Below are 24322 nucleotides of genomic sequence, written 5' to 3'. Positions count from 1 at the left end.
CGCCAGCTGCTTTGCTGTCTGTTGTAACTCAGTACAGTTGTGTGAAAACGCTGGAGCAGGGAGCCGGAAACGGTTATACTGCCCGGCTGTTCTTGCCTGTCAAATTCTGTTTGACGGGTTTTTCGTTTTCAGCCACCGTCTGATTGAAACCAAATCAGACTAGCGCCTAACCGCATCAGTGTGTTTGATCATGCATGTGGCTGGGGCGTTATCATTTAAAAAAAGGAAGTATCGTGGCACGTTATATCGGACCTAAAGCAAAACTTTCCCGCCGTGAAGGTACAGACCTGTTCCTGAAGAGCGCACGTCGCTCGCTGGACAGCAAGTGCAAACTGGACGTCAAGCCAGGCCAGCACGGTGTCAAATCCGGCGCCCGCACCTCGGACTACGGTAACCAACTGCGCGAAAAGCAAAAAGTCAAGCGCATGTACGGCGTGCTGGAACGTCAATTCCGCCGCTACTTCGCTGAAGCAGACCGTCGTAAAGGCAACACCGGCGAAACGCTGTTGAAGTTGCTGGAAACGCGTCTGGACAACGTTTGCTACCGCATGGGCTTTGGCTCGACCCGCGCTGAAGCGCGTCAATTGGTCAGCCACAAAGCGTTCACCGTGAACGGTATCGTTGTGAACATCGCTTCGTACGCAGTCAAAGTTGGCGACATCGTTGCTGTTCGTGAAAAATCGAAAAAGCAAGTGCGTATCGTTGAAGCACTGTCGCTGGCTGAACAAGTTGGTATGCCTAGCTGGGTTTCGGTTGATGCCAAGAAAATGGAAGGCACCTTCAAGTCCCTGCCAGAGCGTAACGAAATCGCTAACGACGTCAACGAATCGCTGATCGTCGAGCTGTACTCGCGTTAATAGTAGTTAGCAAGACTCCCGCCCACTCACTTTCTTGAGTGGGCGTTTTACTAATGCCATCAGCCTTATCGGTGTAATGAGCCGAGGGTATTGAAAAGGACATTTCATGCAAAACAGTTTGTTGAAGCCACGTATTATCGATGTTGAAGCTCTCGGTGCAGGTCACGCCAAAGTCGTGATGGAACCGTTCGAGCGCGGCTATGGCCACACATTGGGTAACGCGTTGCGCCGCGTTCTGCTGTCGTCGATGGTAGGCTACGCGCCGACCGAAGTGACGATCGCTGGCGTCGTCCACGAATATTCCTCCCTCGATGGCGTGCAAGAAGACGTCGTCGATCTGTTGCTGAACTTGAAGGGTGTGGTTTTCAAAGTCCACAACCGCGATTCGGTAACCCTGACCCTGAAAAAAGAAGGCGAAGGCGCGATCCTGGCCTCCGACATCGACCTGCCGCATGACGTCGAACTGATCAACCCTGACCACGTGATCGCCCACCTGACCGCTGGTGGCAAGCTGGACATGCAGATCAAGGTTGAAAAAGGCCGCGGCTACGTTCCTGGTAACGTGCGTCGCCTGTCGGAAGACACGAACAAGACCATCGGCCGCATCATCCTGGATGCGTCGTTCTCGCCAGTGCGCCGTGTATCGTACTTCGTTGAATCGGCCCGCGTTGAACAGCGTACCGACCTGGACAAGCTGATCATCAACATCGAAACCAACGGCGTGATCTCGCCGGAAGAAGCGATCCGCCAGTCGGCCCGCGTCCTGGTGGACCAGTTGAATGTGTTCGCTGCCCTGGAAGGCACGGAAGCCGCCGCCGAAGCGCCATCGCGCGCTCCGCTGGTCGATCCTATCCTGTTGCGTCCAGTCGACGACCTGGAGTTGACCGTGCGTTCGGCGAACTGCCTGAAAGCGGAAAACATCTACTACATCGGCGACCTGATCCAACGTTCGGAAAACGAACTGCTGAAAACGCCAAACCTGGGCCGCAAGTCCCTGAACGAAATCAAGGAAGTGCTGGCATCGCGCGGCTTGACCTTGGGCATGAAGCTGGAAAACTGGCCGCCTGCCGGCCTGGAAAAGTAATACGTAGTTGTAGCAAACTGCCTGGGACAGGTGTCCCAGGCTTTTATTTTGTAGCACCAAACCGGCCCGCGATGAAGCTTCTGCCTCATTGATCGAAGAGCTGGAATTTAAACACTCACCGAAAGGATTTATCATGCGTCACGGTCACGGCCTCCGTAAACTGAATCGTACCTCGTCCCACCGTCTGGCAATGCTGCGCAACATGACAGTATCGCTGCTGCGTCACGAAGCGATCAAAACCACCCTGCCAAAAGCAAAAGAACTGCGCCGCGTTGTCGAGCCAATTCTGACCCTGGGCAAAACCGACTCCCTGGCAAACAAGCGTCTGGCCTTCAACCGCCTGCGCGACCGTGAAATGGTCGTCAAACTGTTCGCTGAACTGGGCCCACGTTTCGCCAACCGTAACGGTGGTTATGTGCGTATCCTGAAAATGGGTTTCCGCGTCGGCGATAACGCTCCTATGGCGTTCGTTGAACTGATGGATCGTCCAGATACGACCGAAGCAGTTGAAGTTGCTGGCGAGTAATCCCAGTAATTGCATCTAAGAAAGCCAGGCCTAGCCTGGCTTTTTTGTTTTCTGCTGCAGCTATCCTTGCTGCGGTGTACTATTCTTCTTTCGCGCCGGCCCGGCACAAGCGCTGCCTGCTCCGCGCGACTCTTGTCGAATGGCACAGCTGATGCCGCAGAAAAAGGTTGTTCATGTCCCGTTTCCCTTCCAGCGCCACCGCGCGCGCCGCTCCCCTACATCAACTGCTGATCTGGCTTGCTACCTGTATGCTGCTGGCCATGGCCGTCTTTGGCGCCACCCAGGCCCGTGCCGACGATGAATTCCTCGACCCCGAGCTGGCGTTTAAATTTTCCGCCCGCATGCAGGACCCGTCCACCATCGCCGTCACCTATGTGATTGCCGATGGCTACTATATGTACCACGAGCGCTTCAAGTTCGAAGCCGTGGGGGCCAAGCTGGGTACGCCCGTGTATCCGAAGGGCAAGGTCAAGTTCGACGACACTTTCCAGAAGAACGTGGAAACCTTCCGCCAGACCCTCACCATCACCATTCCCGTGGAGGCGGGTGGCGCGTTCACCCTGAAGGCGACGGGCCAGGGCTGCTCGGACAAGGGCCTGTGCTATGCGCCGCAGGATGCCACGACCCAGCTGGTGGGCGGTGGCGGCGGCCAGAGCATGGCGCCGGGCGGCTTGCCGTCGAAATTCGCCTTGCCGGCCGCGCCGGCAGTCGACACGGCCGCCGTCAACGGCCCGCAGGCGCAGGCGTCGCCTGGCGTGTCCGTCATGAGCATTCCCCAGGCCAATATCACCAGCACGCCCGAGCCGGTAGCGGCAGCGCCCGTGGCGGCCAGCCCTGCGCCCGCGCAAAGCGAGACGGGCAAGATCGAAGCGGCCCTGAAGGGCGGCAAGCTGCTCGTCATCGTGCCCCTGTTCATGCTGCTGGGCCTGGGCCTGGCATTTACGCCGTGCGTGCTGCCGATGGTGCCGATTTTGTCGTCGATCATCATCGGCGATGGCACCAAGGTCAGCCGTTCGCGCGGCTTGCTGCTGTCGCTGACGTACGCGCTGGGCATGGCCATCGTCTACACGGCGCTGGGCGTGGCGGCCGGCCTGGCAGGCGAAGGCCTGGCGGCCCAGCTGCAAAATCCGTGGGTGCTGGGCTTCTTTGCCCTGCTGATGGCGGGCCTGGCGCTGTCGATGTTCGGTTTGTATGAGCTGCAAGTGCCGGCTTTCCTGCAAGGCAAGCTGACGTCCGTGTCGAACCAGCAATCATCTGGCCGCCTGGCGGGCGTGTTCGTCATGGGCGCCATTTCCGCCCTGATCGTGGGACCCTGCGTGGCCGCGCCGCTGGCCGGCGCCTTGCTGTACATCAGCCAGACGCGCGACGTCGTCATCGGCGGCAGCGCCTTGTTTGCCATGGCGGTGGGCATGAGCGTGCCTCTGCTGCTGGTGGGCGTGTCGGCCGGCACCTTGCTGCCCCGCGCCGGCGCCTGGATGGACGCCGTCAAGCGCTTCTTTGGCGTACTGCAGCTGGGCGTGGCCTGGTGGCTGGTCTCGCCCGTTCTGCCGGGCGCCGTGCAGATGCTGGGCTGGACGGTGTTGTTCGTCGGCTATGGCATGTATTTGCTGGTGGGCAAGAGCGGCGCGAAGAATGCCTGGATCGCCAAGGCCTTCGGCCTCGTATTTGCCGTGCTGGGCGCGATGCAACTGGTGGGCGTGGCCAGCGGTGGCCGCGATCCGCTGGCGCCGCTGGCCCACCTCGGCGGCGGGCAAGTGCATGCGCAACCGTTTATGCGCGTAAAGACCGTGGCGCAGCTCGATGCGGCGTTGGCCCAGCTCAATGGCAAGCCGGCCCTGCTGGACTTTTATGCGGACTGGTGCGTGTCCTGCATCGAAATGGAAAAACTGACCTTCGTTGATCCCGCCGTGCGCGAGAAGATGGGGCAAGCCGTGCTGCTGCAAGTGGACGTGACGGCCAATGATGCCGACGACAAGGCCATGCTGAAACGTTTTCAGCTGTTCGGCCCGCCGGGCATCATCATGTTCAACCCGCAAGGACAGGAAATCGCCCAATCGCGCGTGATCGGTTTCCAGAACGCCGCCACCTTCCTGACCTCCTTGCGCAAGCTCGACGGGCAGTAAGCGGTCACTTGTCTCGTCAATAAGAAAAAGCCTGCATTGCAGGCTTTTTCTGTGTTTACACCCGCTACAACTTAGCCGGCTTTGGGATGCTGCTGCATGCCGTCGTGAGCGCCACGGTGCCCACCGCGGTGGCCGCCGTGCTTGCCGCCAGGCACGCTGTCGTCAAACACTTTCTTTTGCTCCGGTGTCAGCACGGCATAAAAGGTTTTCAGCGAGGCCAGGCGGCTTTCCTGGTTCGCGATGCGCTCCTTCGACATGGCGATCCATTGCTCCATGCGTTCCGGCGCCGACAGCTTGGCCATCGCTTCGTGCTTGGCTTTCCAGTCGCCCATCGGTTTTTTCGGCGCATTGGCGGCCGTGAAAGTGGCCCAGGCCGGTTCCTGCGCGGCCGTCAGCTTCAGTTTGTCGTGCAGGCGGGCCTGGTACTTGGCCATGCGCTCGGCCGGGTTGCCGCCGCGGTGCTGGCCATCGTGTTGCATCTTGGTACTGGCGGCAGGCGCGCTGGCGGCCGCTTCCTGGGCGTGGACGGTCAGCGATGCCGCACCCATGCCGAGTACGCTCATGGCGATGATCAAATTCTTGCGCAAGGTTGTCATTGAGGCGTTCATCTGGATTCCTTTGTAAAAGTGAGGGATGTACATGCTGCTGCACATGAATCCATGTTGGACGCGCCATGTTTCCCCGAAGTGTCCGCTGCCAGACAGTTTGTATCTATATGTTTCTTCGGGTCTCCTATATACAAGACGATACAAATGCGCTGTGCAAGGCCGGGGGAAGTGGGGATAATTCGTACCATGGAACCCACTTCTACAATTCTCATCGTCGACGATGACCGCGATATCCGCAGCTTGCTGGCGGACTACCTGGAAACGAACGCCTACCGCACCCTGGGCGCGGCAGATGGCACGGCCATGTGGAAAATCCTCGACGAAACGCGGCCCGACCTGATCGTGCTGGACTTGAATCTGCCCGGCGACGATGGCCTGACCCTGTGCCGCAAGCTGCGCGCCCAATCGACGGTGCCGGTGATCATGTTGACGGCGCGCAATGAACCGCTGGACCGCATCCTGGGCCTGGAAATGGGCGCCGACGATTACTTGCCGAAACCGTTCGAACCGCGTGAATTGCTGGCGCGCATACGCAGCGTGTTGCGCCGCAGCCATGCCATGCCGTCGAACGTGCCATCGGACAAGGCGCAGCAAATCCGCTTTTCCGGCTGGACCCTGGACTTGACGGCGCGCCACCTGGTCAATCCCAGCGGCTTGGTGATCATGCTGTCGGGCGCGGAGTTCCGCTTGCTGCGCGTGTTCCTGGAACACCCGAACCGCGTGCTCAACCGCGACCAGCTGCTGAACCTAACGCAGGGCCGCGACGCTGACCCGTTCGACCGCTCGATCGATATCCAGATCAGCCGCCTGCGGCAAAAGCTCGGTGAAGATGCCCGCTTGCCGCAAATCATCAAGACCGTGCGCAACGGCGGCTACGTGCTGGCCGGCCAGGTCAATGTGGAGCCCCACGCGTGAAGGCCTTCCTGGGGTCGATGACGGGCCGCGTCTTCATGTTCCTGTTGATCGGCATCGTCGCATCGGCCGCGCTGACGCAGTGGCTGGCCGTGGGCGAGCGCCAGCGCGCCATCGAGCAATACCGCGACTACCACGCCGTCGAGCGGGCCGAGCAGCTGGTGATGGCGGCCGACGTGGTGCCGCTGGCCTCGCGCGCCGCCTACCTGAAAGTGGCCAACAAGGGCAGCGTGCGCCTGGAACTGCGTCCCGAAACGGAACATACGCCCGGCGCGCCGACGGAGTTTTCCACCGCGCTGCAAGCCAAGCTGGGTGAAGGTTTCAAGGTCAGCGCGCTGGCCGAACGTCCGGCCGCCTGCGTCAAACCGCGCCAGACGCCGGGCATGTTTGCCGCCAAGCCATGGGGTGGCACGTGCGAAAACCTCGACGTGCGCATGCAGGATGGCCACGTGCTGCGCCTGATGGTCTTGCCGCCGCGCCAGCAGCCGCCGTTCAATGAACACAACGACTGGATGACCTTGCTGCCTTTCCTGATCAGCATCGCCATCCTCGCCTACCTGGTCACGCGCATGACCATGCGCCCGCTCAAGCAGCTGGCGCAGGCGGCGAAAGACCTGGGCAACGACATCAACCATCCGCCGCTGACCCTGTCGGGCGCCAGCGAGATCCGCCAGGCCAGCGCCGCCTTCAATGCCATGCAGGCGCGCATCCGCCAGCATATTTCCCAGCGGACACAAATGCTGGCGGCCATCACGCACGACTTGCAGACGCCGCTGACGCGCTTGCGCCTGCGCCTGGAAAAAGTGGCCGATACGGAATTGTATGATCGCCTGGTGGGCGACCTGTCAGCCATGCAGAGCATGGTCAAGGAAGGGCTGGACCTGGCCCGCTCGATGGATAGCACGGAAGCGATGCAGGCGCTCGACCTCGATTCCCTGTTGGATAGCGTCTGTTCCGACGCGGCTGATGCCGGCCAGAAAGTCACCCTCAACGGGCAGGCAGGCATGGCCTTGATGGCGCGCCCGATCGCCATGCGGCGCTGCCTGGTGAACTTGATCGACAATGCCGTCAAATATGGCCTGTACGCGCAGGTTGCCGTCGAGCGCATCCCGGGTGCCGCGCGCATCCGCATCCGCGACGGGGGGCCAGGCATTGCGCCAGATCAATTGGCTAAAGTGTTCGAACCGTTTTACCGCATCGAGACTTCGCGTTCGCGCGAATCGGGCGGCACGGGCTTGGGCCTGACCATCGCGCGCAATATCGCCGAACAGCATGGCGCCACGGTTTCACTGCTCAATCATGTCGACGGTGGACTGGAAGTCACCCTCATCGTGCCTGAGTATTACGCAGGAAAGTGAGCATTTCCGTGCGACAATATTGTGCTTTATGCCCCCTGGCAACTACCTTCAACCAGCAGCCCTGCGCTGCGACAGCGTGACAGAACAATGAAAAAGACTAGTCTGGCAATCCTCGTGGGTGCGGCCCTGTGTATCGGCGGCGGCATCTGGTATTTCAATCATCAGCCCGGCGCGGCGAGCGGTGGGCAGGATGGTAAAGGGGGCAAGGGCGGACAGGCGCCGACGACGGTGAGCGTGGTCGTTCCGGTGCGCCAGGATGTGCCGATGGTGCTGCAAGCCAATGGCAGCGTGATGCCGATCAGCAGCGTTGACTTGCACCCGCAGACGACCAGCACGATTACCAAGGTGCATATCCGCGAAGGCCAGTTCGTCAAGCAGGGCGAGCTGATGTTCACTCTCGATGCGCGCAGCGAACACGCGAATGTCGACAAGGCGCAGGCGCAGGTCTTGCGCGACCGCGCCTCGGTGCAGGACCTCGAGCGCCAGCTCAAGCGCAGCCAGGATTTACTGAGCAAGAACTTTATTGCCCAAGGCGCCGTCGATACCCTGCAAAGCCAGCTCGACGCGGCACGCGCCTTGCTGGCTGCCGACCAGGCCGCCTTGCGCGCCGCCCAGGTGGACTCCAGCTACACCGTCCTGCGCGCGCCGCAGGCGGGCAGGGTAGGGGCCATCAATGTCTATGCGGGCAGCCTGGTGCAGCCGACCACGTCGCTCACCAGCATCACCCAGCTCGACCCGATCGACGTGTCGTTCACCTTGCCGGAAAGCAGCCTGTCCGGCTTGCTGGCGGCGCAAAAGGCGGGCGAGGTGCCTGTCACGGCGCTGTTGTCCGATGCGGGCGGCAAGCAGCTCGACGGCAAACTGAACTTTATCGACAATGCCGTCGATTCCGCCACCGGTGTGATCCGGATCAAGGCGCGTTTCAATAATGGCGGCACCGACCTGTGGCCAGGCCAGTACGTGAATACGCAGCTGACCGTGCGCACCCTCAAGGATGCGCTGGTGATCCCGCAAAACGCCATCATCACGAGTACTTCCGGTACCTTCGTGTACTCGATGGAGGCGGACAGTACGGCCAAGATGCGCAAGATTACCCGCGTGTACGCGTTCGGGCCGAGCGCCGTCGTCACGGGCCTGGCAGGCGATGAAAAAGTCATCGTCGATGGCAAGCAGAACTTGCGTCCAGGCAGTAAGGTGCGCCTGGCGGAAAAACACAAGGCCGCCGATGGCGCCGCCGCACCGCAGGGCAAGCCAGCATGAACCTGTCCGAACTGAGCATCCGCCGCCCCGTCATGGTGGTGCTGCTGTCCCTCTCCATCATCCTGGCCGGCGTGCTGGCCTACCTGCAAATTCCCGTAGCGGCCTTGCCGAGCTACAACACGCCCGTCATCAACGTCAGTGCCGACCTGGCCGGCGCCAGCCCGGAAACCATGGCCTCGTCGGTGGCCTTGCCGCTGGAAAAACAATTTTCCACCATTTCCGGCCTCAGCCTGATCACGTCCACGAGCACGCTGGGCAATACCTCGCTGACCCTGGAATTTGACGCCAGCATCAATGTCAACGAGGCGGCCGTCGACGTGCAAGCCGCGCTGCTGCGCGCGCAGCGCCAGTTGCCGACGGAAATGACGGACTTGCCATCCTACCGCAAGGTCAATCCGGCCGATGCGCCGGTGCTGTTCATCCAGATGACGTCGCCATCGCTGAACTTGTCGGATCTCAACGATTATGCGGAAAACCTGATCGCCCCGAGCCTGTCGACCCTGCCTGGCGTGGCCCAGGTGATCGTGAATGGCCAGAAGCGCTTTGCCGTGCGCGTGCGCGCCCGTGCCGACCTGATGAATGCGCGCAACCTGACGATGGACGAGCTGGCCACCGCCTTGCGCACGTCGAACACGAATTCCCCGCTGGGCATCCTTGACGGCCCGAGCCAGACCCTGACCATCCAGGGCAATCCGCAAATGATGAAAGCGGCCGATTTTGCTGAATTGATCGTCGCCAGCCGCAATGGCCAGCCCGTGCGCCTGAAAGACGTGGCCGAGGTGGAAGACAGCTTTCAATCGATCAAGGCCGTCGGCAGTTTCAACGGTGAGCGCTCGATCAGCCTGATGGTGCAGCGCCAACCGGATGCCAACACCGTGCAAGTGGTCGATGGCGTGCGCCGTTTGTTGCCTGGGTTCAAGGAACAATTGCCGCAATCGATACAGATCAGTCTGGTTAACGACCGTTCGCTGTCGATACGCGAAGCTATCCACGACGTGAATTTGACCTTGGCCCTGACGGTGGTGCTGGTGGTGCTGGTGATCTTCCTGTTCCTGCACCGCGCGGCCGCCACCTTCATTCCTGCCGTCACCATGCCGATTTCCCTGCTGGGCGCCCTGGCCCTGCTGTACTGGCTCGGCTACAGCCTCGACAACGTCTCGCTGCTGGGCATTACCCTGGCCGTCGGCTTGGTCGTCGACGATGCCATCGTGGTGCTGGAAAACATCGTGCGCCATATCGAGATGGGCAAGAAACCGATACGCGCGGCCCTGGAAGGGGCGAAAGAGATGGGCTTTACCATCATCTCGATTTCCGTCTCGCTGGTGGCCGTGTTCATTCCCATCTTCTTCATGCCGGGCGTGATCGGCTTGCTGTTCCATGAATTCGCCGTTGTCGTCTCGCTGGCCGTGCTGGTGTCCGCCATCGTCTCGCTGACCCTGGTGCCGATGCTGGCCAGCCGCTTCCTGCCGGCCGATTCGCGCGAGCATAATGACAGCGACCCCAGCCATGGCGAAAAAACCTTCATCGGCCGCCATTTCGAAGCGGGTTTCACGAAGTTGCGCAACGGTTACGTGCATCTGCTCGACAAGGCCCTGGCGCACCGCAACGTGGTGCTGTTCATTGCCGTGTGTACCTTTGCGCTGACGGTGCTGTTGTACGCCACGATACCGAAAGGTTTCTTCCCGGAAGAAGATCTGGGCCAGATCCAGGTCAATACGGAAGCGTCGGAAGACATTTCCTCGGCGGCACTGCAGGATTTGCAAGCCCGCGTGGCGGCCGTGCTCAAGGCGGACCCCAGCGTGCAGGATGTGACCTCGTTCGTCGGCGGCGGCAACACGGGACGCATGTTCATGGTCTTGAAACCGCGCAACGAGCGGCCGAAAATGCCGGTGGTGCTGGAAAACCTGCGCCGCGCGACGAGCACCGTGCCCGGCATGGCCGTGTATTTCCGGCCCGTGCAAAACTTGCAGCTGGGCGGACGCCAGAGCAAGAGCCGCTACCAGTACACCTTGCAAAGCGTCAGTCCCGACGCCTTGAATGACTGGGCGGAAAAGTTTATTGCCGGCATGCGCACGGATCCGGCCTTCCGCGACGTTACCAGCGATTCGCAGATCAAGGGCTTGCAGGCGTCGCTCAGGATCGACCGCGACAAGGCCAATCTGCTGGGCGTGCAAATGTCCGATATCCGCACGGCCCTGTACAGCGCTTTTGGCGAGCGACAAGTGTCGACCATCTATTCGTCGGCAGCCAGCTATTACGTGATCCTGGAGGCGGCCACGGCAGACCGCCAGTACGACGATGCGCTCACGCGCGTGTCCGTGCGCAGCAAGACGGGTGAACTGGTGAAACTGTCGAGTATTGCCTACGTGGAACGCACGATCGGGCCCACGTCCGTGAATCACCAGGGGCAGTTGCAGGCTGTTACCATCGCCTTCAACCTGGCGCCGGACGTGCCGCTGGGCATCGCCACGGGCAAGATCGACGCGATGGCCAAGGACATGAGCTTGCCGGCCTCCATCATCACGCGCTACGGCGGCGACGCGGCCGTGTTCCAGAGCTCGCAGTCCAGCCAGATCATCCTCATCATTGCCGCGCTGGCCGTGATCTACGTGCTGCTCGGCGTGTTGTATGAGAGCTATATCCACCCGCTGACCATCCTGGCCGGCTTGCCATCGGCAGCTGTGGGGGCGCTATTGACCTTGCGCTTGTTCGGCATGGACCTGACCATGATCGCCATCATCGGCATTTTGATGCTGATCGGCATCGTCAAGAAAAACGCCATCATGATGATCGACTTCGCCCTGCATGCGCAGCGCAACGACGGGCTGGCGCCGGCGGAGGCCATCCGCCAGGCTTGCATCCTGCGTTTCCGTCCCATCATGATGACGTCGGCGGCGGCCTTGATGGGCGCCTTGCCGATCGCCCTGGGCCTGGGCGCCGGCGCCGAGCTGCGCCAGCCGCTGGGCCTGGCCGTGGTCGGGGGATTGCTCTTTTCGCAAGTGATTACCCTGTTCATCACCCCCGTGATTTATCTGTTCCTGGACAAGTACAGCGGTACGGGACCGTTGACGGACGAGCAATTGGTGGCGCTCGACAACAAGGCCTGATCCGCCATACGGCCAGCACCGGCGCCCCGTTCCTGAGTGAATGCGGCGCCGGTTTTGTATGGGCCGTGATACATACGGTAACAACCGTCAAGGGATGGCTAGGGTACGCTGATACCGCTGCAAGGAAAGTCGCTATCCTGTACGCTTCGGGTTGGAAATGCCGAGGAAGTGTTCCCAAAAGCAAGGGACTCTGGCACTATGGCTGCCCTGTAAGATTACTTTTGTCGCTACACAGAAAGCACGATTCATTTTGCATGACACGACCCATTTGATGGCTGCCGATTCCGATGTTTGCCCCACCTGCGGGCAAGTCATCCAGCCACCACCGGCCTACGGGTCCAAGACCAGCACCATGCGCAAGGTGGCGCTCGGCGTGTCCGTCTTGCTGCACGTGCTGCTGGCGGCGTATGTCCTGTTGCGTAGCGACAAGATCGAAAAGATCCCGCCGCCGAAGAAGGAAAGCGCGATGGTCTACATTGCGCCGCTGAAAGACAAGCCGCAGCCGAAGCCGCAACCGAAACCCACGCCGAAACCGAAGGACACGAAAGTGGCCAAGGTCAAACCGCCACCGGCGCCGAGCAAGCGCGTGGTCACGAAAGACGTGCCGCGCGACAAGCCGAAACTGGAAACCTTCACGCCGCCGCTGGTGTCGAAAGTGCCGTTGCCGCCGCCGCCCGCTGAAGACATGAGTTCGATGATCGAGCAGCGCCGCAAGCAGCGTCAGGCGCAAAATCCCGCGCCGCCGGCCGAGGAAAGCGAAAACGACCGCGCCATGCGCGTGGCCAAGGCGAATATCGCCGGCGCCCAGGGACGCAATTCCGGCAGCGACCGCGAGGATTCGGGCGGCGTGTTTTCCATCGTCAACCAGACCTCGTTCAGCGCGGAAGTCAAGTTCAAGGGCTGGAATGGCAACTTCAAGCGCAACTGGCTGAAGCAGGAAAAAGTGGAGCTGGGCAATGAGCCCGATATCGAAACGGCCATCCTGAAGAAGATGATCCAGCTGATCCGTGCCGAAAAACCGGGCGACTTCGTGTGGGAATCGCGTCGCCTGGGGCGTAACGTCAACCTCAGCGCCCGCGTGGAAGACACGGCCGAGCTGATGGCTTTCCTGCGCCAGGAATTCTTTTCCGAGAAGCGGCCAGGGCCGGGACGGCGCTAGGCGCCCGTCAAACTGACGGCAATAAAAAAGGCTGCACCGTGTGAACGGGCAGCCTTTTTTTACGCAGCGTTGATCTCGATCAAGCCGGTTTGTCCGATTCAGGCTCGACGTCGTCTTCCATGTCGATCAATTCGACCATCTGGGCCGCGCCGTCTTCGCTGATGCCGGCCAGTTCCATGATCTTGTCGTTGGCTTCGTCGATGCCGACGCGTTTCAGGGCCGAGAACAGTTGCACGGTGAACGGGAAGCCGACGCCGTCTTCATCCACATAGCTGTCGAGCTTGGCTTTCGCCTGGCGCAAGGCATTCACGGATTCATTACGGTTCAGCTTATCGACCTTGGTCAGGATGCAGTGGATCGGCTTGCCGGTCGGGGCGAACCATTCCAGCATTTGAATGTCCAGGTCGGTGAACGGGCGGCGCGAATCCATGATCAGGATCAAACCCGCCAATTGCTCGCGGCGCTGCACGTAGTCGCCCAGCAGGCGCTGCCAGTGCAATTTGGCCGAGCCCGATACTTCCGCGTAGCCGTAGCCCGGCAAGTCGACCAGCAGGCATTCGATCTCTTCGACGATGGTGGCATCCTTGCGGTGCTGCGCCACGTGGGCGCCGCCGATGGAGAAGTAGTTGATGTGCTGGGTACGGCCAGGTGTCTTGGAGGCGAACGCCAAGCCTTTCTGATTACACAAGATGTTGATGGCGGTCGATTTACCGGCATTGGAGCGGCCGGCAAAGGCGATTTCCGGCACCGTGGTATCGGGCAGGTCACGCAATTGGTTGACGGTCGTAAAGAAGCGGGCTTGCCAGAGTTTTGACATGGGAGTAGTAAAGCAACAAAAGGGAGCGATAAGGGAGCGATAACGCCAAGAAGCTATTGTACAATAAGGGGTTGTTTATTGTTGCCGGCGTAGCAGCGATGCGGCTTGCGGCCCTGAAAATAAAGCAAAAATCCACAGGGCGCGGCAATGTCCACCACTAATTTCTCACTGTCTCAGGGTGCCTGAATGAATCGTGCGTTTTCACCGTTTATCAAATCCATGCTGCTCGCATTGCTGGCTGTATCGACAACTGCCTCCGCGGTCGAAGCAGCGAAACCGGCCGTCAAGGCCGACGCCGCCAAGGGCGCCACCCTGTACGCCGATGGCGATGCGGCGCGCGGCTTGCCTGCCTGCGTCTCCTGCCATGGCGCGGCCGGCAATTCGACCATCACGGTCAATCCGAAACTGGCCGGTCAGCACGAAAGCTATATCTACAAGCAATTGGTCGACTTCACCACGCCGGAACGCAGCCAGCCCGTCATGACGACGTACGCGAAGATGCTCAGCGACGCCGACAAGAAGAATATCGCCGCCTACCTGGGCGCGCAACTGTCCAAGCCGGGCGCCGCGAAAAACAAGGATACGATCGACCTGGGCAAGAAAATCTACCGTGGTGGTATTGCTTCCAAGCAAGTTGCCGCCTGCGCCAGCTGTCATGGCGCGACGGGCAATGGCATTCCCGTCCAGTACCCGCGCATCGCCGGCCAGCACCAGGATTACACGGTGGCCCAGCTGACCATGTTCCGCAGCACCAAGGCTGATGCCCGCAAGAACAGCGCGCAAATGCACACCATCGCCGCCCGCATGTCGGATGACGAGATCGCCGCCGTTGCCGATTACATCGCCGGCCTGAAGTAAGTTTTCATAGTGGCAAGAGATTGCCAGGCGCACCAGCGCGCATGAACGAGGGCGGCCGTCTCAACAGGCTGCCCTTTTTTATGGCAGGGGCCAAACAGGAGTATGCTGCCGCCTTGCGCGGAGAAACTATCAGCTCCATGCCACATTTTCTTGAAGATTGCATATCCCGTATGAGTATCCACGTATGAGCACAGGCACGACCGGAATCGAGTTAAAGACCCAACGCCGCAGCCTGGCTGAATTCGTCGAGCTGGTCTCGTCGATGCGCTTTGCCATCAGCCTGCTGACCCTGATTGCCGTCGCCTCCATCATCGGCACCGTGCTCAAGCAAAACGAGCCCATGCCCAATTATGTGAACCAGTTCGGTCCGTTCTGGTTCGCCGTCTTCGACAAGCTGAGCCTGTATTCCGTGTACTCGGCCTGGTGGTTCCTCGTGATCATGGGTTTCCTCGTCGCCTCGACCTCGCTGTGCATCGTGCGCAATGCACCGAAGATGCTCAAGGATATGCGCAGTTGGCGTGACAATGTGCGCGAGCAATCCCTGCGCAATTTCCACCACAAGCTGGAATGGCAGGCGCCGCTGCCGCGCGCCGTGCTGGCGCAGCAGATGGTGATGCGCCTGAAAGACGCCGGCTACCGTGCCAAGGTGGTCGAGAAGGACAACGCCACCCTGGTGGCGGCCAAGCGGGGCGCCGCCAATAAATGGGGCTATATCTTTGCCCACGGCGCCATCGTCATCATCTGCGTGGGCGGCTTGCTCGACTCGGAAATGCCGATCCGCGTACAGCAATGGTTCTTTGGCAAGACGCCGTTTTCCGGCAGCGGCGTGATCGCCGACATTCCGGCCCAGCACCGCCTGAGCCTGTCGAACCCCACGTTCCGCGGCAATACCATGATCCCGGAAGGCTCGTCGAGCAACACGGCCATCATTCCCCAGGCCGATGGCGTGCTGATCCAGGATTTGCCCATCACGATCTTGTTGAAGAAATTCCACATCGATTTTTACAGCACGGGCATGCCGAAGCTGTTTGCCAGCGATGTCGTCATCACCGACCATGCAACGGGTGAAAGTTTCCCTGCGACTATCAAAGTCAACCAGCCGCTGCTTTACAAGGGCCTGGCCCTGTACCAGTCCAGCTTTGAGGATGGCGGCAGCAAGCTCAAGTTGACGGGTTATCCGATGACGGGCAAGACGACGAAACGCTTCGATATCGGCGGCGAAGTGGGCGGCAGCACGCCGCTTGAGCGCAGCGATGGCAATTCCTACACGGTGGAATGGTCGGGTTTCCGTCCCTTCAACGTGGAAAACCTCAGCGCGGGCCAGGATGTGCGCGCCGTCAACAAGGCGGAAAGTTTTAACGATAAATTCGCCGTCGGCCTGGACAAGCGCCTCGGTTCCGCCGCGAAGAACGCGAACAACAAGGATCTCAAGAACGTGGGCCCCTCGGTGCAATACAAATTGCGCGACAAGACGGGCCAGGCGCGCGAATACCAGAACTATATGCAGCCGGTCGCCGTGGATGGCACGACGGTGTTTCTGGCAGGCATGCGCGTCAACCCCAGCGATCCGTTCAGCTATCTGCGCATTCCCGCCGATGACAATTACAGCGTGAACGAATGGATGCGCTTGCGTGCCGCGCTGCAGGATCCCGCGCTGCGCCAGCAAGCCGCCACGCGCTATGCGGCGCGCGCCATGCCGCAGGCGGGCGCGGAAGCCTTGCGCAGCCAGTTGCAGGAATCGGCGGCGAAGAGCCTGGGCATCTTTGCCGGCAATGGACAAGAGGGCGGTTTCCTCGCCATTTCACGTTTCCTGGAGAAAATTCCTGCCGCCGAGCAAGAAAAAGCGGCCGATATCTTCATGAAGATCTTGAATGGCAGCCTGTGGGACTTGTGGCAGGCGGCGCGCGCCCAGGATGGCTTGAAGGCCATCGAGGCCGATGACAAGCACGGCCGCTTCCTGCAGCTGGCCACGAATGCGCTGTCCGACAGCTTCTTCTATGGCGCGCCCGTGTATCTGCAACTCGACGACTTTACGGAAATCAAGGCGTCCGTGCTGCAAGTGACGCGGTCGCCGGGCAAGAGCGTTGTCTACCTCGGTTGCCTGTTCCTCGTGATCGGCGTATTTTCCATGTTTTATATCCGCGAGCGCCGCCTGTGGGTGTGGATCAAGGATGGCGAGGGCGGCAGCGAGGCCTTGATGGCCATGAGCACGCAACGCAAGACCCTGGATTTTGAAAAAGAATTTGAGAACTTGAAGGCAAAGCTGCCGCAATCGGCGTAAGCTGCGCTGTGTCCGGGACGCTTGCGCGTCGCCGGGAATGGAGAAAATGATGGAATTGGCAAACAAGCAAATATATACGCAGGAACCAGGATTTTTCAAGCGCCTGAGCCTGATCGATTGGCTGTACGGCGCCGGCTTGCTGGCAGCCTCCCTGTTCGGCCTGATGCGTTTTGGCGCCTTCATGGATATCTATGAAAAAGCCATCTTGCTGGCCGCGGCGCCCACGTTCGCGTGGCTGGGCTGGTACTGGAAGCCCGTGCGCTGGCTGATCCCCGTGGCAGCCGTGCTGTCGCTGTTCGCCATCGAGCTGTACGCCGGCCACCTGGAGATGGCGAATCAGAAATTCTTCCTGAAATACATCTTGTCGAGCCAGTCCGCCATCCTGTGGATGGGCACCCTGTTCGTGCTGTCGACCCTGTTCTACTGGATCGGCCTGGTGGCGCGCTCGGAATTCGGCTCGTCCGTCGGCTCCCTGCTGTGCTGGGCCGGCGTGGTGCTGGGCCTGACGGGCATGCTGGTGCGCTGGTACGAGTCTTACCTGATCGGCGCCGACGTGGGCCATATTCCCGTGTCGAACCTGTATGAAGTGTTCATCCTGTTTTCCTTGATCACGGCCATGTTCTACCTGTATTACGAGCAGCATTACGCGACGCGCCAGTTGGGCGCCTTCGTCATGCTGGTCATTTCGGCGGCCGTCGTGTTCCTGATGTGGTACACGGTCACGCGCGACGCGGCCGAAATCCAGCCGCTGGTGCCGGCCCTGCAAAGCTGGTGGATGAAGATCCACGTGCCGGCCAACTTCATCGGCTACGGTACCTTCGCCCTGTCGGCCATGGTGGCGGCGGCTTACCTGCTCAAATCGAGCGGCTACCTGGTCGACCGCCTGCCGTCGCTGGAAGTGCTCGACGACGTGATGTACAAGGCCATTTCCGTGGGCTTCGCTTTCTTCACGGTAGCGACCATCCTGGGCGCCCTGTGGGCGGCCGAAGCATGGGGCGGCTACTGGTCGTGGGACCCGAAAGAAACGTGGGCGCTGATCGTCTGGCTCAACTATGCAGCCTGGCTGCACATGCGCCTGATGACAGGCTTGCGCGGCCGCGTCGCCTCGTGGTGGGCGCTGGTGGGTTTGCTGGTGACGACGTTTGCCTTCCTGGGCGTGAATATGTTCCTTTCTGGTTTGCATTCTTACGGCAAGCTTTAATTGTTTTTTGCATGACAGAAGCGTCATGAACGGCCCGGGAAAACTGGTGTAAGGTACAAATAATCACCTTTTCCCGGAGCCGCCATGTTGATCAAGCGCAGTCCCAACGGCATTGAGTTGCCGTATTCTTCCGAAATCACGCCGCGCGCCGTGTTCGAATCGCGCCGCAGTTTCATCAAGCAAGTGGCGCTGGGCACGATGTCCAGCGCGGCCTTGCTGGAAATGGCCAGCCGCGAAGCCTTCGCGCAGGGCACCAATCCCAAGCTGGCTGCCAAACTGAATCCCGCCTATTCGGCGCTGGAAAAACAGACGGCCTATAAAGACGCCACCAGCTACAACAATTTCTACGAATTCGGCACGGACAAGAGCGATCCGGCGCAAAACGCGGGCACCCTGCGCCCGCGTCCGTGGACGGTCAGCATCGAAGGCGAAGTCAAGAAACCCATGACCCTGGACCTGGATGCGCTGCTGAAGCTGGCGCCGCTGGAAGAGCGCGTCTACCGGCTGCGCTGCGTGGAAGGCTGGTCGATGGTCATCCCGTGGGTCGGTTATTCCTTCTCGGAAATCATCAAGAAGGTCGAACCGACGGGCAATGCCAAGTATGTGGAATTCATCACCCTGGCCGACAAGAAACAGATGCCGGGCGTGGGCAGCCGCGTGCTGCAATGGCCGTATACGGAAGGTTTGCGCATCGATGAAGCGAACCATCCGCTGGCGCTGCTGACCCTGGGCATGTATGGCGAAACCTTGCCGAACCAGAATGGCGCGCCCGTGCGTATGGTGTTGCCGTGGAAATATGGTTTCAAGTCTGCCAAATCCATCGTCAAGATCCGTTTCGTCAAGGAACAGCCGCGCACGTCCTGGAACCTGTCGGCGCCGTCCGAATACGGTTTTTACTCGAATGTGAACCCGAACGTCGATCATCCGCGCTGGTCGCAGGCTTCCGAGCGACGCATCGGCGAAGACGGCTTTCTCACGCGCAAGCGCAAGACCCTGATGTTCAATGGCTACAACGATGTCGCTTCCTTGTACGCGGGCATGGACCTGAAGAAGTTCTTTTAAGGAAAGACCATGGCCCTCAACCCCACGCCGAGACAATTGTCGCTATTCAAAAGCCTGATCTTCTTGCTGGCGCTGCTGCCGTTTGCCCGCATGGTCTGGCTGACGTACACGGGGCAACTGGTGGAGCCGCTGGAATTCATCACGCGCGGCACGGGCGACTGGACCCTGTATTTCCTGTGCATCAGCCTGGCGGTCACGCCCTTGCGGCGCTTCACGCAATGGAATTGGCTGATCAAGCTGCGGCGCATGCTGGGCCTGTTCGCGTTTTTCTACGCGACACTGCACTTCACCACCTTTTTATGGTTCGATCACTTTTTTGATGTGCAGGAAATGTGGAAGGATGTACTCAAGCGGCCGTTCATCACCGTGGGTTTCATCGCTTTCGTACTGCTGATCCCGCTGGCCGTCACGAGCACGAACGGCATGGTGAAACGCCTGGGGGGCAAGCGCTGGCAGTGGCTGCACCGCTTGATCTACATCATCGCGCCGCTGGGCATCCTGCACTTCTGGTGGATGAAGGCGGGCAAGCACAATTTCGCGCAACCGATACTGTTCGGCTCCATCGTCGCGCTACTGCTGCTAATTCGCGTGTATTTCGCCTGGAGCAAGCGAGTCAAAAGCGCCAGGGCGGCCAACGCAGCCACCCCGGTGCGTGCCGTTTAGGTGGCTGGCACGATGACCGGTGGCGGCGGCACGGGCGCCGGTTCGACCGGGCCTTTTGCCGGCGCGCCCTTGGCCGCTGGCGGCTTGGGCAGGTATAGGGGGCCGGGCTGGCCGCAGCCGGCCAGGACGCTAGAAACCACAATGGCGGTGCCGATATAAAACGCTGAGGATGACTTCACGATTAGAATCACGGTTTGATTAAGATCTTTGGAGTGTAGCATGAGCGAATCGGAATTCCTGGCCCTGGCCGAAGCCACCCTGACCCAGATCGAGGCGGCGCTGGACCGGCTGAACGATGAAGACGTGCTCGACGTCGAATGCAGCCGCAGCGGCAATGTGCTGGAAATCGAATTCATCGATAACGGCACGAAAATCATCGTCAACAGCCAGGCCCCCATGCGCGAGATGTGGGTAGCGGCCCGTTCCGGCGGTTTCCACTACAAGCGCGTGGATGGCGAATGGCGCAACACGCGCGACGGCTCGGAACTGTTTGCGGCCCTGTCGGCCATGGCCAGTGAGCAGGCAGGCACGGCAGTCGTATTGAAGTAATTGTCTTAGCCGTGCGTCATAAAAAAGGGCAGCCTCTTCAGGCTGCCCTTTTTGCATCAAACGATCTTAAAACAGTTCGTTCTTGACGGCTTCTTTCGCCTTTTCTTCCTCCGGCGTGCCGCGCGCCGCGCCTTCCAGGCTGCCTACGCCCGTGCCCGGCGGATTTTCCGCATAGTAATACTCGTCGCCCACGCGGATCAGGCCTTCCGGCACGGCGCGTTCCTCGACGGGAATGCTTTTCAGGGCTTTCGCCATGTAGCTGATCCAGATCGGCAAGGCCAGGCCGCCACCCGTTTCCCGGTTGCCCAGGTTGCGCGGCTGGTCGTAGCCGATCCAGGCGATGCCCACCAGCTTGGCCTGGTAGCCGGCGAACCAGGCGTCGATGGAATCGTTGGTCGTGCCCGTCTTGCCGGCCAGGTCAGGGCGCTTCAAGGCCATGGCCTTGTTCGCGGTGCCGAAGCGCACGACGTCGTTGAGCATGCTGTTCATCATGAAGGCATTGCGCTCGTCGATGACGCGGTTGGCTTCCTCGCCTGCCAGGTCCGGCTTGGCTTGCGACAAGACATTGCCGTCGCTATCGGTCACCTTGGCGATCAGATACGGGTTGATCTTGTAGCCGCCATTGGCGAACACGGCATACGCGCCCGCCATCTGCAGCGGCGTCACGTTGCCGGCGCCCAGGGCCAGGGTCAGGTAGGGCGGGTTCTTGTCCGCGTCAAAGCCGAAGCGCGTCGCGTATTCCTGGCCATATTTGGCGCCGATCTTGTGCAGGATGCGGATGGAAATCATGTTCTTCGATTTCATCAAGCCCTTGCGCATGGTCATCGGACCATCGTACTTGCTGTCGTAGTTCTTCGGTTCCCATGCCTGGCCGCCCGTCTGGCCCGCGTCGAACGAGATCGGCGCATCGTTGATGATGGTGGCCGGCGACAGGCCCCGTTCCAGCGAAGCGGAATAGATGAAGGGCTTGAAGGCCGAACCGGGCTGGCGCCACGCCTGCGTGACGTGGTTGAACTTGTTGCGGTTGTAGTCGAAGCCGCCCACCATGGCGCGGATGGCGCCGTCCGTGGTGCTGGCCGAGACGAACGCCGATTGCACTTCCGGCATCTGCGTCAAGACCCAGGTATTGCCTTCCTGCATGACGCGGATCACGGCGCCGCGCTTGATGCGGCGGTTCGGCGCCGCTTTTTCCGACAGCCAGGCCGCGCCGAACGTCAGGCCGGGGCCGGTAATCGTGATTTCCTCGCCGGCCGAGGTGACTGCCTGCAACGATTTGGGCGACGCTTGCAGCACCATGGCGGCGATGATGTCGTCGCTGTCCGGATGGTCGGCGAGTTCCGTCTCGATCGCGTCATCGGCTTCGGCCTTGGTTTTTGGAATCTCGATATACGCTTCCGGGCCGCGGTAGCCGTGGCGTTTCTCGTAATCCATCACGCCCTTGCGCAAGGCGATGTAGGCGGCGTCCTGGTCGGCCTTGGTGATGGTGGTGTAGACGTTCAGGCCGCGCGTATAGGTATCTTCCTTGAATTGCTCGTAGACCAGCTGGCGCGCCATTTCCGACACATATTCCGCATGCACGCCGAAGGCGCTGCTGTCGGTTTTCACTTTCAGCTCTTCATTTTTCGCTTCTTCGTATTGCGCCGGCGTGATGTAGCCCAGCTGGGCCATGCGTTGCAGGATGTATTGCTGGCGCATGCGCGCGCGTTTCGGATTGACGACGGGGTTGTAGGCCGACGGCGCCTTAGGCAAGCCGGCCAGCATGGCCGCTTCCGCCACGGTGAGATCCTGAATATTCTTGCCGAAATAGATTTGCGCGGCCGAGGCGAAGCCGTAGGCACGCTGTCCCAGATAAATCTGGTTCATATACACTTCGAGGATCTGATCCTTGCTGAGGTTTTTCTCGATCTTCCAGGCCAGCAAGACTTCATACGCCTTGCGTTTCAGGGTCTGTTCGCTGGACAGGAAGAAATTGCGCGCCACCTGCTGCGTGATGGTCGAGGCGCCTTGCTTGGCGCCGCCCGTCAGGTTGTGCAGGGCCGCACGCGTGATGCCCAGGTAATCGACGCCGCCATGCTCATAGAAGCGGTCATCCTCGATGGCCAGCACGGCTTTCTTCATGACATCGGGAATATCCTTGATGTGCACCATGTTGCGCCGTTCCTCGCCGAATTCGCCGATCAGCACACTGTCGGACGTGAACACGCGCAGCGGCATCTTTGGCTTGTAATCGGTCAAGGTATCGAGCGCCGGCAGGTTCGGATATGCCATGGCCAGGCCAAAGACCACCAGCAAGACGCCGACGATGCCCAGGCCCAGCAGCGATACCAGGGCCATCAGCAGGAAACGTTTGGGTTTGCTGCCCTTGGTGGGCGGCTTCGAGCCAGCGGGGCCAGCGGATTTTGAAGATGTCATGCGTCGTATGTCTTTCGGTTAATTATGCCGGCCAATTATAAGCGAGCTTGCCGGGGTGGCAGCGCGCCGTGGCGCTGGCCGGGGGAGAGTGTTGAAACTTGCCGATACTCTATATAAGCGTGTATTGGCCCGCTGGCAACCAGGATTTGGTAACAATTATTCTGCGCCAGATCACGGCCCGGCCAGATAGGCGTCGCGCGCCGCAGACTCCGGCCTGAAATCCATTTACAAGCCGGCGCCGCCGGGACTAGGCTGTCGGATGGCAGGAACTCTCCCACGCTGACGTTTCTCTATGAAAAACATGTCCATCAGCAATTTTCTTGGCATCGGCTTGCTGGGCGTCGACATCGCGGACGATGCCGTGCGCGTGGTCGAGTTGAGGCGCCGGCGGGGAAGACTGTCGTGCCGGCATTGCGGCGCCGCTGCGCTGACGCCCGGCGTGATACTGGAAGGCAATGTCGAGGACACGGAGGGCCTGGCCGATGCCTTGCGCCAGGCCCACCGCGACAGTGGCAGCGCCTGCACGCGGGTGGCGCTGGCCATGCCGGCCACGGCCCTGATCACGCATGCGATCCGCCTGCCCGCCGGATTGCCGGAGGAACAGCTGGAAATCCTCGTGGAACTGGAAGCGGCCCAATACATGCCGTTTGCGCTGGAAGACGCCAGCCTGGATTTTTTCATACTCGGCCCCGCGCCGCCGCTGGCTGGCGCAACAGGCCAGGAGGTCGACGTGCTGCTGGTGGCGGCGCGGCGCGCCAGCGTACAGCGCCGTCTCGATGCGGCCACGGCGGCGGGCTTGCAGGCCGTCGTCATGGATAGCGAGGCAATGGCCTTGCAGGCGGCGCTCGCGCAGGGTGGCTGGCAAGCCCTGCCCGACGGTGGCGTGGCCTACCAGCTGGCCTGGGGCCTGGCCCTGCACAGGTACGCCCGATGACGGTCCGGGCGCAAGTGCAGCGCATCAACCTGTTGCCGTATCGCCCCGCGGCACGGCGCAGGCGTATTCAGCTGTTGCTGTGGCAACTGGCGGGCGGGGCGCTGCTGGGACTGCTGCTGGCCGTGGCGACGGGGGCCTGGCTGCGGTACCAGCTCGACGCGCAACTGCGCCGCCAGGAGGGCTGGCGCAGTGCCATGCAGCAAGTCGATGCCGTGCTTGTCGCGGGTCAGCGGGTGCAGGGCGAGACGGCGGCGCTGCTGCTGCGCCAGCAAGCCATGGGCAGTTTGCAACAGCAACGCAATGCCTGGGTGCGCATGCTGGACGCGCTGGCGCGGGCGATGCCGGCTGGCGTGGCCTTGCACAGTGTGCGCCAGGAAACGACGATGGTGCGCTTGCAGGGGCAGGCTGCGTCGCAGGACAAGGTCGCGGCATTGCTGCTGGGGCTGGAACAGGCGGCGCCCTGGTCCCGGCCGGAATTGGTGGAAGTGCGCGGCGCGGCCGATGGCGCCGTGGAATGGACGGTACGGCTGGCTTTGGCACCCTAGTCCTGG

General features: G+C 60.9%; 21 protein-coding genes. 17 read left to right on the top strand and 4 right to left on the bottom strand.

All coding sequences use genetic code 11. The annotated features are described in order from the left end of the window. Nucleotides 1-233 precede the first annotated feature (233 nt). The 4 genes from rpsD (at nt 234) to dsbD (ending at nt 4590) form a co-directional block, all read left to right on the top strand. Nucleotides 234-857 (top strand): 30S ribosomal protein S4, encoded by a 624-nt coding sequence (gene rpsD / locus NCG91_RS08600; RefSeq protein ID WP_010394478.1) that lies wholly within the window; start codon nt 234-236, stop codon nt 855-857. 106 nt (nt 858-963) lie between these two features. Beyond that, on the top strand, nt 964-1941 hold the full coding sequence (locus NCG91_RS08595; RefSeq protein WP_008444343.1) for a DNA-directed RNA polymerase subunit alpha: 978 nt from the start codon (nt 964-966) through the stop codon (nt 1939-1941). Nucleotides 1942-2074: 133 nt separating this feature from the next. After that, entirely contained in the window at nt 2075-2467 is a 393-nt protein-coding gene (rplQ, locus tag NCG91_RS08590; protein ID WP_034753219.1) for a 50S ribosomal protein L17, read from the top strand. A gap of 173 nt (nt 2468-2640) precedes the next feature. After that, nucleotides 2641-4590: a protein-disulfide reductase DsbD gene (gene dsbD, locus NCG91_RS08585; protein WP_285817090.1), complete on the top strand. Its 1950-nt coding sequence runs from the start codon at nt 2641-2643 to the stop codon at nt 4588-4590. Between the two features lie 71 nt (nt 4591-4661). On the opposite strand, the gene NCG91_RS08580 is transcribed toward dsbD, so the two are convergent. Further along, entirely contained in the window at nt 4662-5198 is a 537-nt protein-coding gene (locus NCG91_RS08580) for a Spy/CpxP family protein refolding chaperone (protein ID WP_251349394.1), read from the bottom strand. Between the two features lie 186 nt (nt 5199-5384). On the opposite strand from NCG91_RS08580, the gene NCG91_RS08575 reads away from it, so the two are divergent. The 5 genes from NCG91_RS08575 (at nt 5385) to NCG91_RS08555 (ending at nt 12994) form a co-directional block, all read left to right on the top strand. Further along, the gene (locus tag NCG91_RS08575) at nt 5385-6113 is read left to right on the top strand and encodes a response regulator (protein WP_251349393.1); all 729 of its coding nucleotides are present in this window, start codon (nt 5385-5387) and stop codon (nt 6111-6113) included. Then, nucleotides 6110-7468, top strand: a complete 1359-nt coding sequence (locus NCG91_RS08570) for an ATP-binding protein (protein WP_099665736.1) — start codon at nt 6110-6112, stop codon at nt 7466-7468. Before NCG91_RS08575 ends, NCG91_RS08570 begins: the two co-directional genes overlap by 4 nt. An 87-nt stretch (nt 7469-7555) precedes the next feature. Then, nucleotides 7556-8728, top strand: a complete 1173-nt coding sequence (locus NCG91_RS08565; protein WP_251349392.1) for an efflux RND transporter periplasmic adaptor subunit — start codon at nt 7556-7558, stop codon at nt 8726-8728. Continuing rightward, on the top strand, nt 8725-11835 hold the full coding sequence (locus NCG91_RS08560) for an efflux RND transporter permease subunit (protein ID WP_251349391.1): 3111 nt from the start codon (nt 8725-8727) through the stop codon (nt 11833-11835). The genes NCG91_RS08565 and NCG91_RS08560 overlap by 4 nt, the downstream gene beginning before the upstream one ends. A gap of 271 nt (nt 11836-12106) precedes the next feature. Next, nucleotides 12107-12994, top strand: coding sequence for a hypothetical protein (locus NCG91_RS08555; protein ID WP_251349390.1), 888 nt, complete (start codon nt 12107-12109; stop codon nt 12992-12994). A 79-nt stretch (nt 12995-13073) separates the two neighbouring features. Here NCG91_RS08555 and yihA read toward each other — a convergent pair whose 3' ends face one another. After that, on the bottom strand, nt 13074-13811 hold the full coding sequence (yihA, locus tag NCG91_RS08550) for a ribosome biogenesis GTP-binding protein YihA/YsxC (protein WP_077398853.1): 738 nt from the start codon (nt 13809-13811) through the stop codon (nt 13074-13076). Between the two features lie 186 nt (nt 13812-13997). Here yihA and NCG91_RS08545 point away from each other — a divergent pair, with 186 nt between their 5' ends. The 5 genes from NCG91_RS08545 to msrQ all read left to right on the top strand — a co-directional run bounded on the left by NCG91_RS08545 (nt 13998) and on the right by msrQ (nt 19876). After that, nucleotides 13998-14669, top strand: a complete 672-nt coding sequence (locus NCG91_RS08545; RefSeq protein ID WP_251349389.1) for a c-type cytochrome — start codon at nt 13998-14000, stop codon at nt 14667-14669. A 184-nt stretch (nt 14670-14853) separates the two neighbouring features. Then, on the top strand, nt 14854-16950 hold the full coding sequence (locus NCG91_RS08540; RefSeq protein WP_251349388.1) for a cytochrome c biogenesis protein ResB: 2097 nt from the start codon (nt 14854-14856) through the stop codon (nt 16948-16950). A 49-nt stretch (nt 16951-16999) separates the two neighbouring features. After that, nucleotides 17000-18151 (top strand): c-type cytochrome biogenesis protein CcsB, encoded by a 1152-nt coding sequence (gene ccsB, locus NCG91_RS08535; protein WP_034753239.1) that lies wholly within the window; start codon nt 17000-17002, stop codon nt 18149-18151. An 84-nt stretch (nt 18152-18235) separates the two neighbouring features. Further along, nucleotides 18236-19213 (top strand): protein-methionine-sulfoxide reductase catalytic subunit MsrP, encoded by a 978-nt coding sequence (gene msrP, locus NCG91_RS08530; protein WP_099665732.1) that lies wholly within the window; start codon nt 18236-18238, stop codon nt 19211-19213. A 9-nt stretch (nt 19214-19222) separates the two neighbouring features. Then, entirely contained in the window at nt 19223-19876 is a 654-nt protein-coding gene (gene msrQ, locus NCG91_RS08525; RefSeq protein WP_251349387.1) for a protein-methionine-sulfoxide reductase heme-binding subunit MsrQ, read from the top strand. Here the strand turns inward: msrQ and lptM are convergent. Further along, a complete protein-coding gene (lptM, locus tag NCG91_RS28005) occupies nt 19873-20097 on the bottom strand; it encodes an LPS translocon maturation chaperone LptM (protein WP_099378447.1) in 225 nt (74 codons plus the stop codon). The two genes, msrQ and lptM, sit on opposite strands and share 4 nt — an antisense overlap. Between lptM and cyaY the strand changes: the two genes are divergently transcribed. After that, entirely contained in the window at nt 20096-20425 is a 330-nt protein-coding gene (gene cyaY, locus NCG91_RS08515; RefSeq protein ID WP_251349386.1) for an iron donor protein CyaY, read from the top strand. The genes lptM and cyaY overlap by 2 nt on opposite strands. A gap of 66 nt (nt 20426-20491) precedes the next feature. Here cyaY and NCG91_RS08510 read toward each other — a convergent pair whose 3' ends face one another. After that, nucleotides 20492-22837, bottom strand: a complete 2346-nt coding sequence (locus NCG91_RS08510) for a penicillin-binding protein 1A (RefSeq protein ID WP_251349385.1) — start codon at nt 22835-22837, stop codon at nt 20492-20494. Nucleotides 22838-23138: 301 nt separating this feature from the next. Here NCG91_RS08510 and pilM point away from each other — a divergent pair, with 301 nt between their 5' ends. Next, entirely contained in the window at nt 23139-23771 is a 633-nt protein-coding gene (gene pilM / locus NCG91_RS08505) for a pilus assembly protein PilM (RefSeq protein WP_251349384.1), read from the top strand. Next, on the top strand, nt 23768-24316 hold the full coding sequence (locus NCG91_RS28000; protein WP_285817089.1) for a PilN domain-containing protein: 549 nt from the start codon (nt 23768-23770) through the stop codon (nt 24314-24316). The genes pilM and NCG91_RS28000 overlap by 4 nt, the downstream gene beginning before the upstream one ends. The last annotated feature ends 6 nt before the right edge of the window (nt 24317-24322 follow it).

Source organism: Janthinobacterium kumbetense, assembly GCF_023703445.1.
In the GTDB taxonomy this organism is placed as follows: domain Bacteria; phylum Pseudomonadota; class Gammaproteobacteria; order Burkholderiales; family Burkholderiaceae_D; genus Janthinobacterium; species Janthinobacterium kumbetense.
The sequence above is the reverse complement of the archived record's forward strand: the minus strand, read 5'-3'. Positions and strand labels throughout refer to the sequence as shown.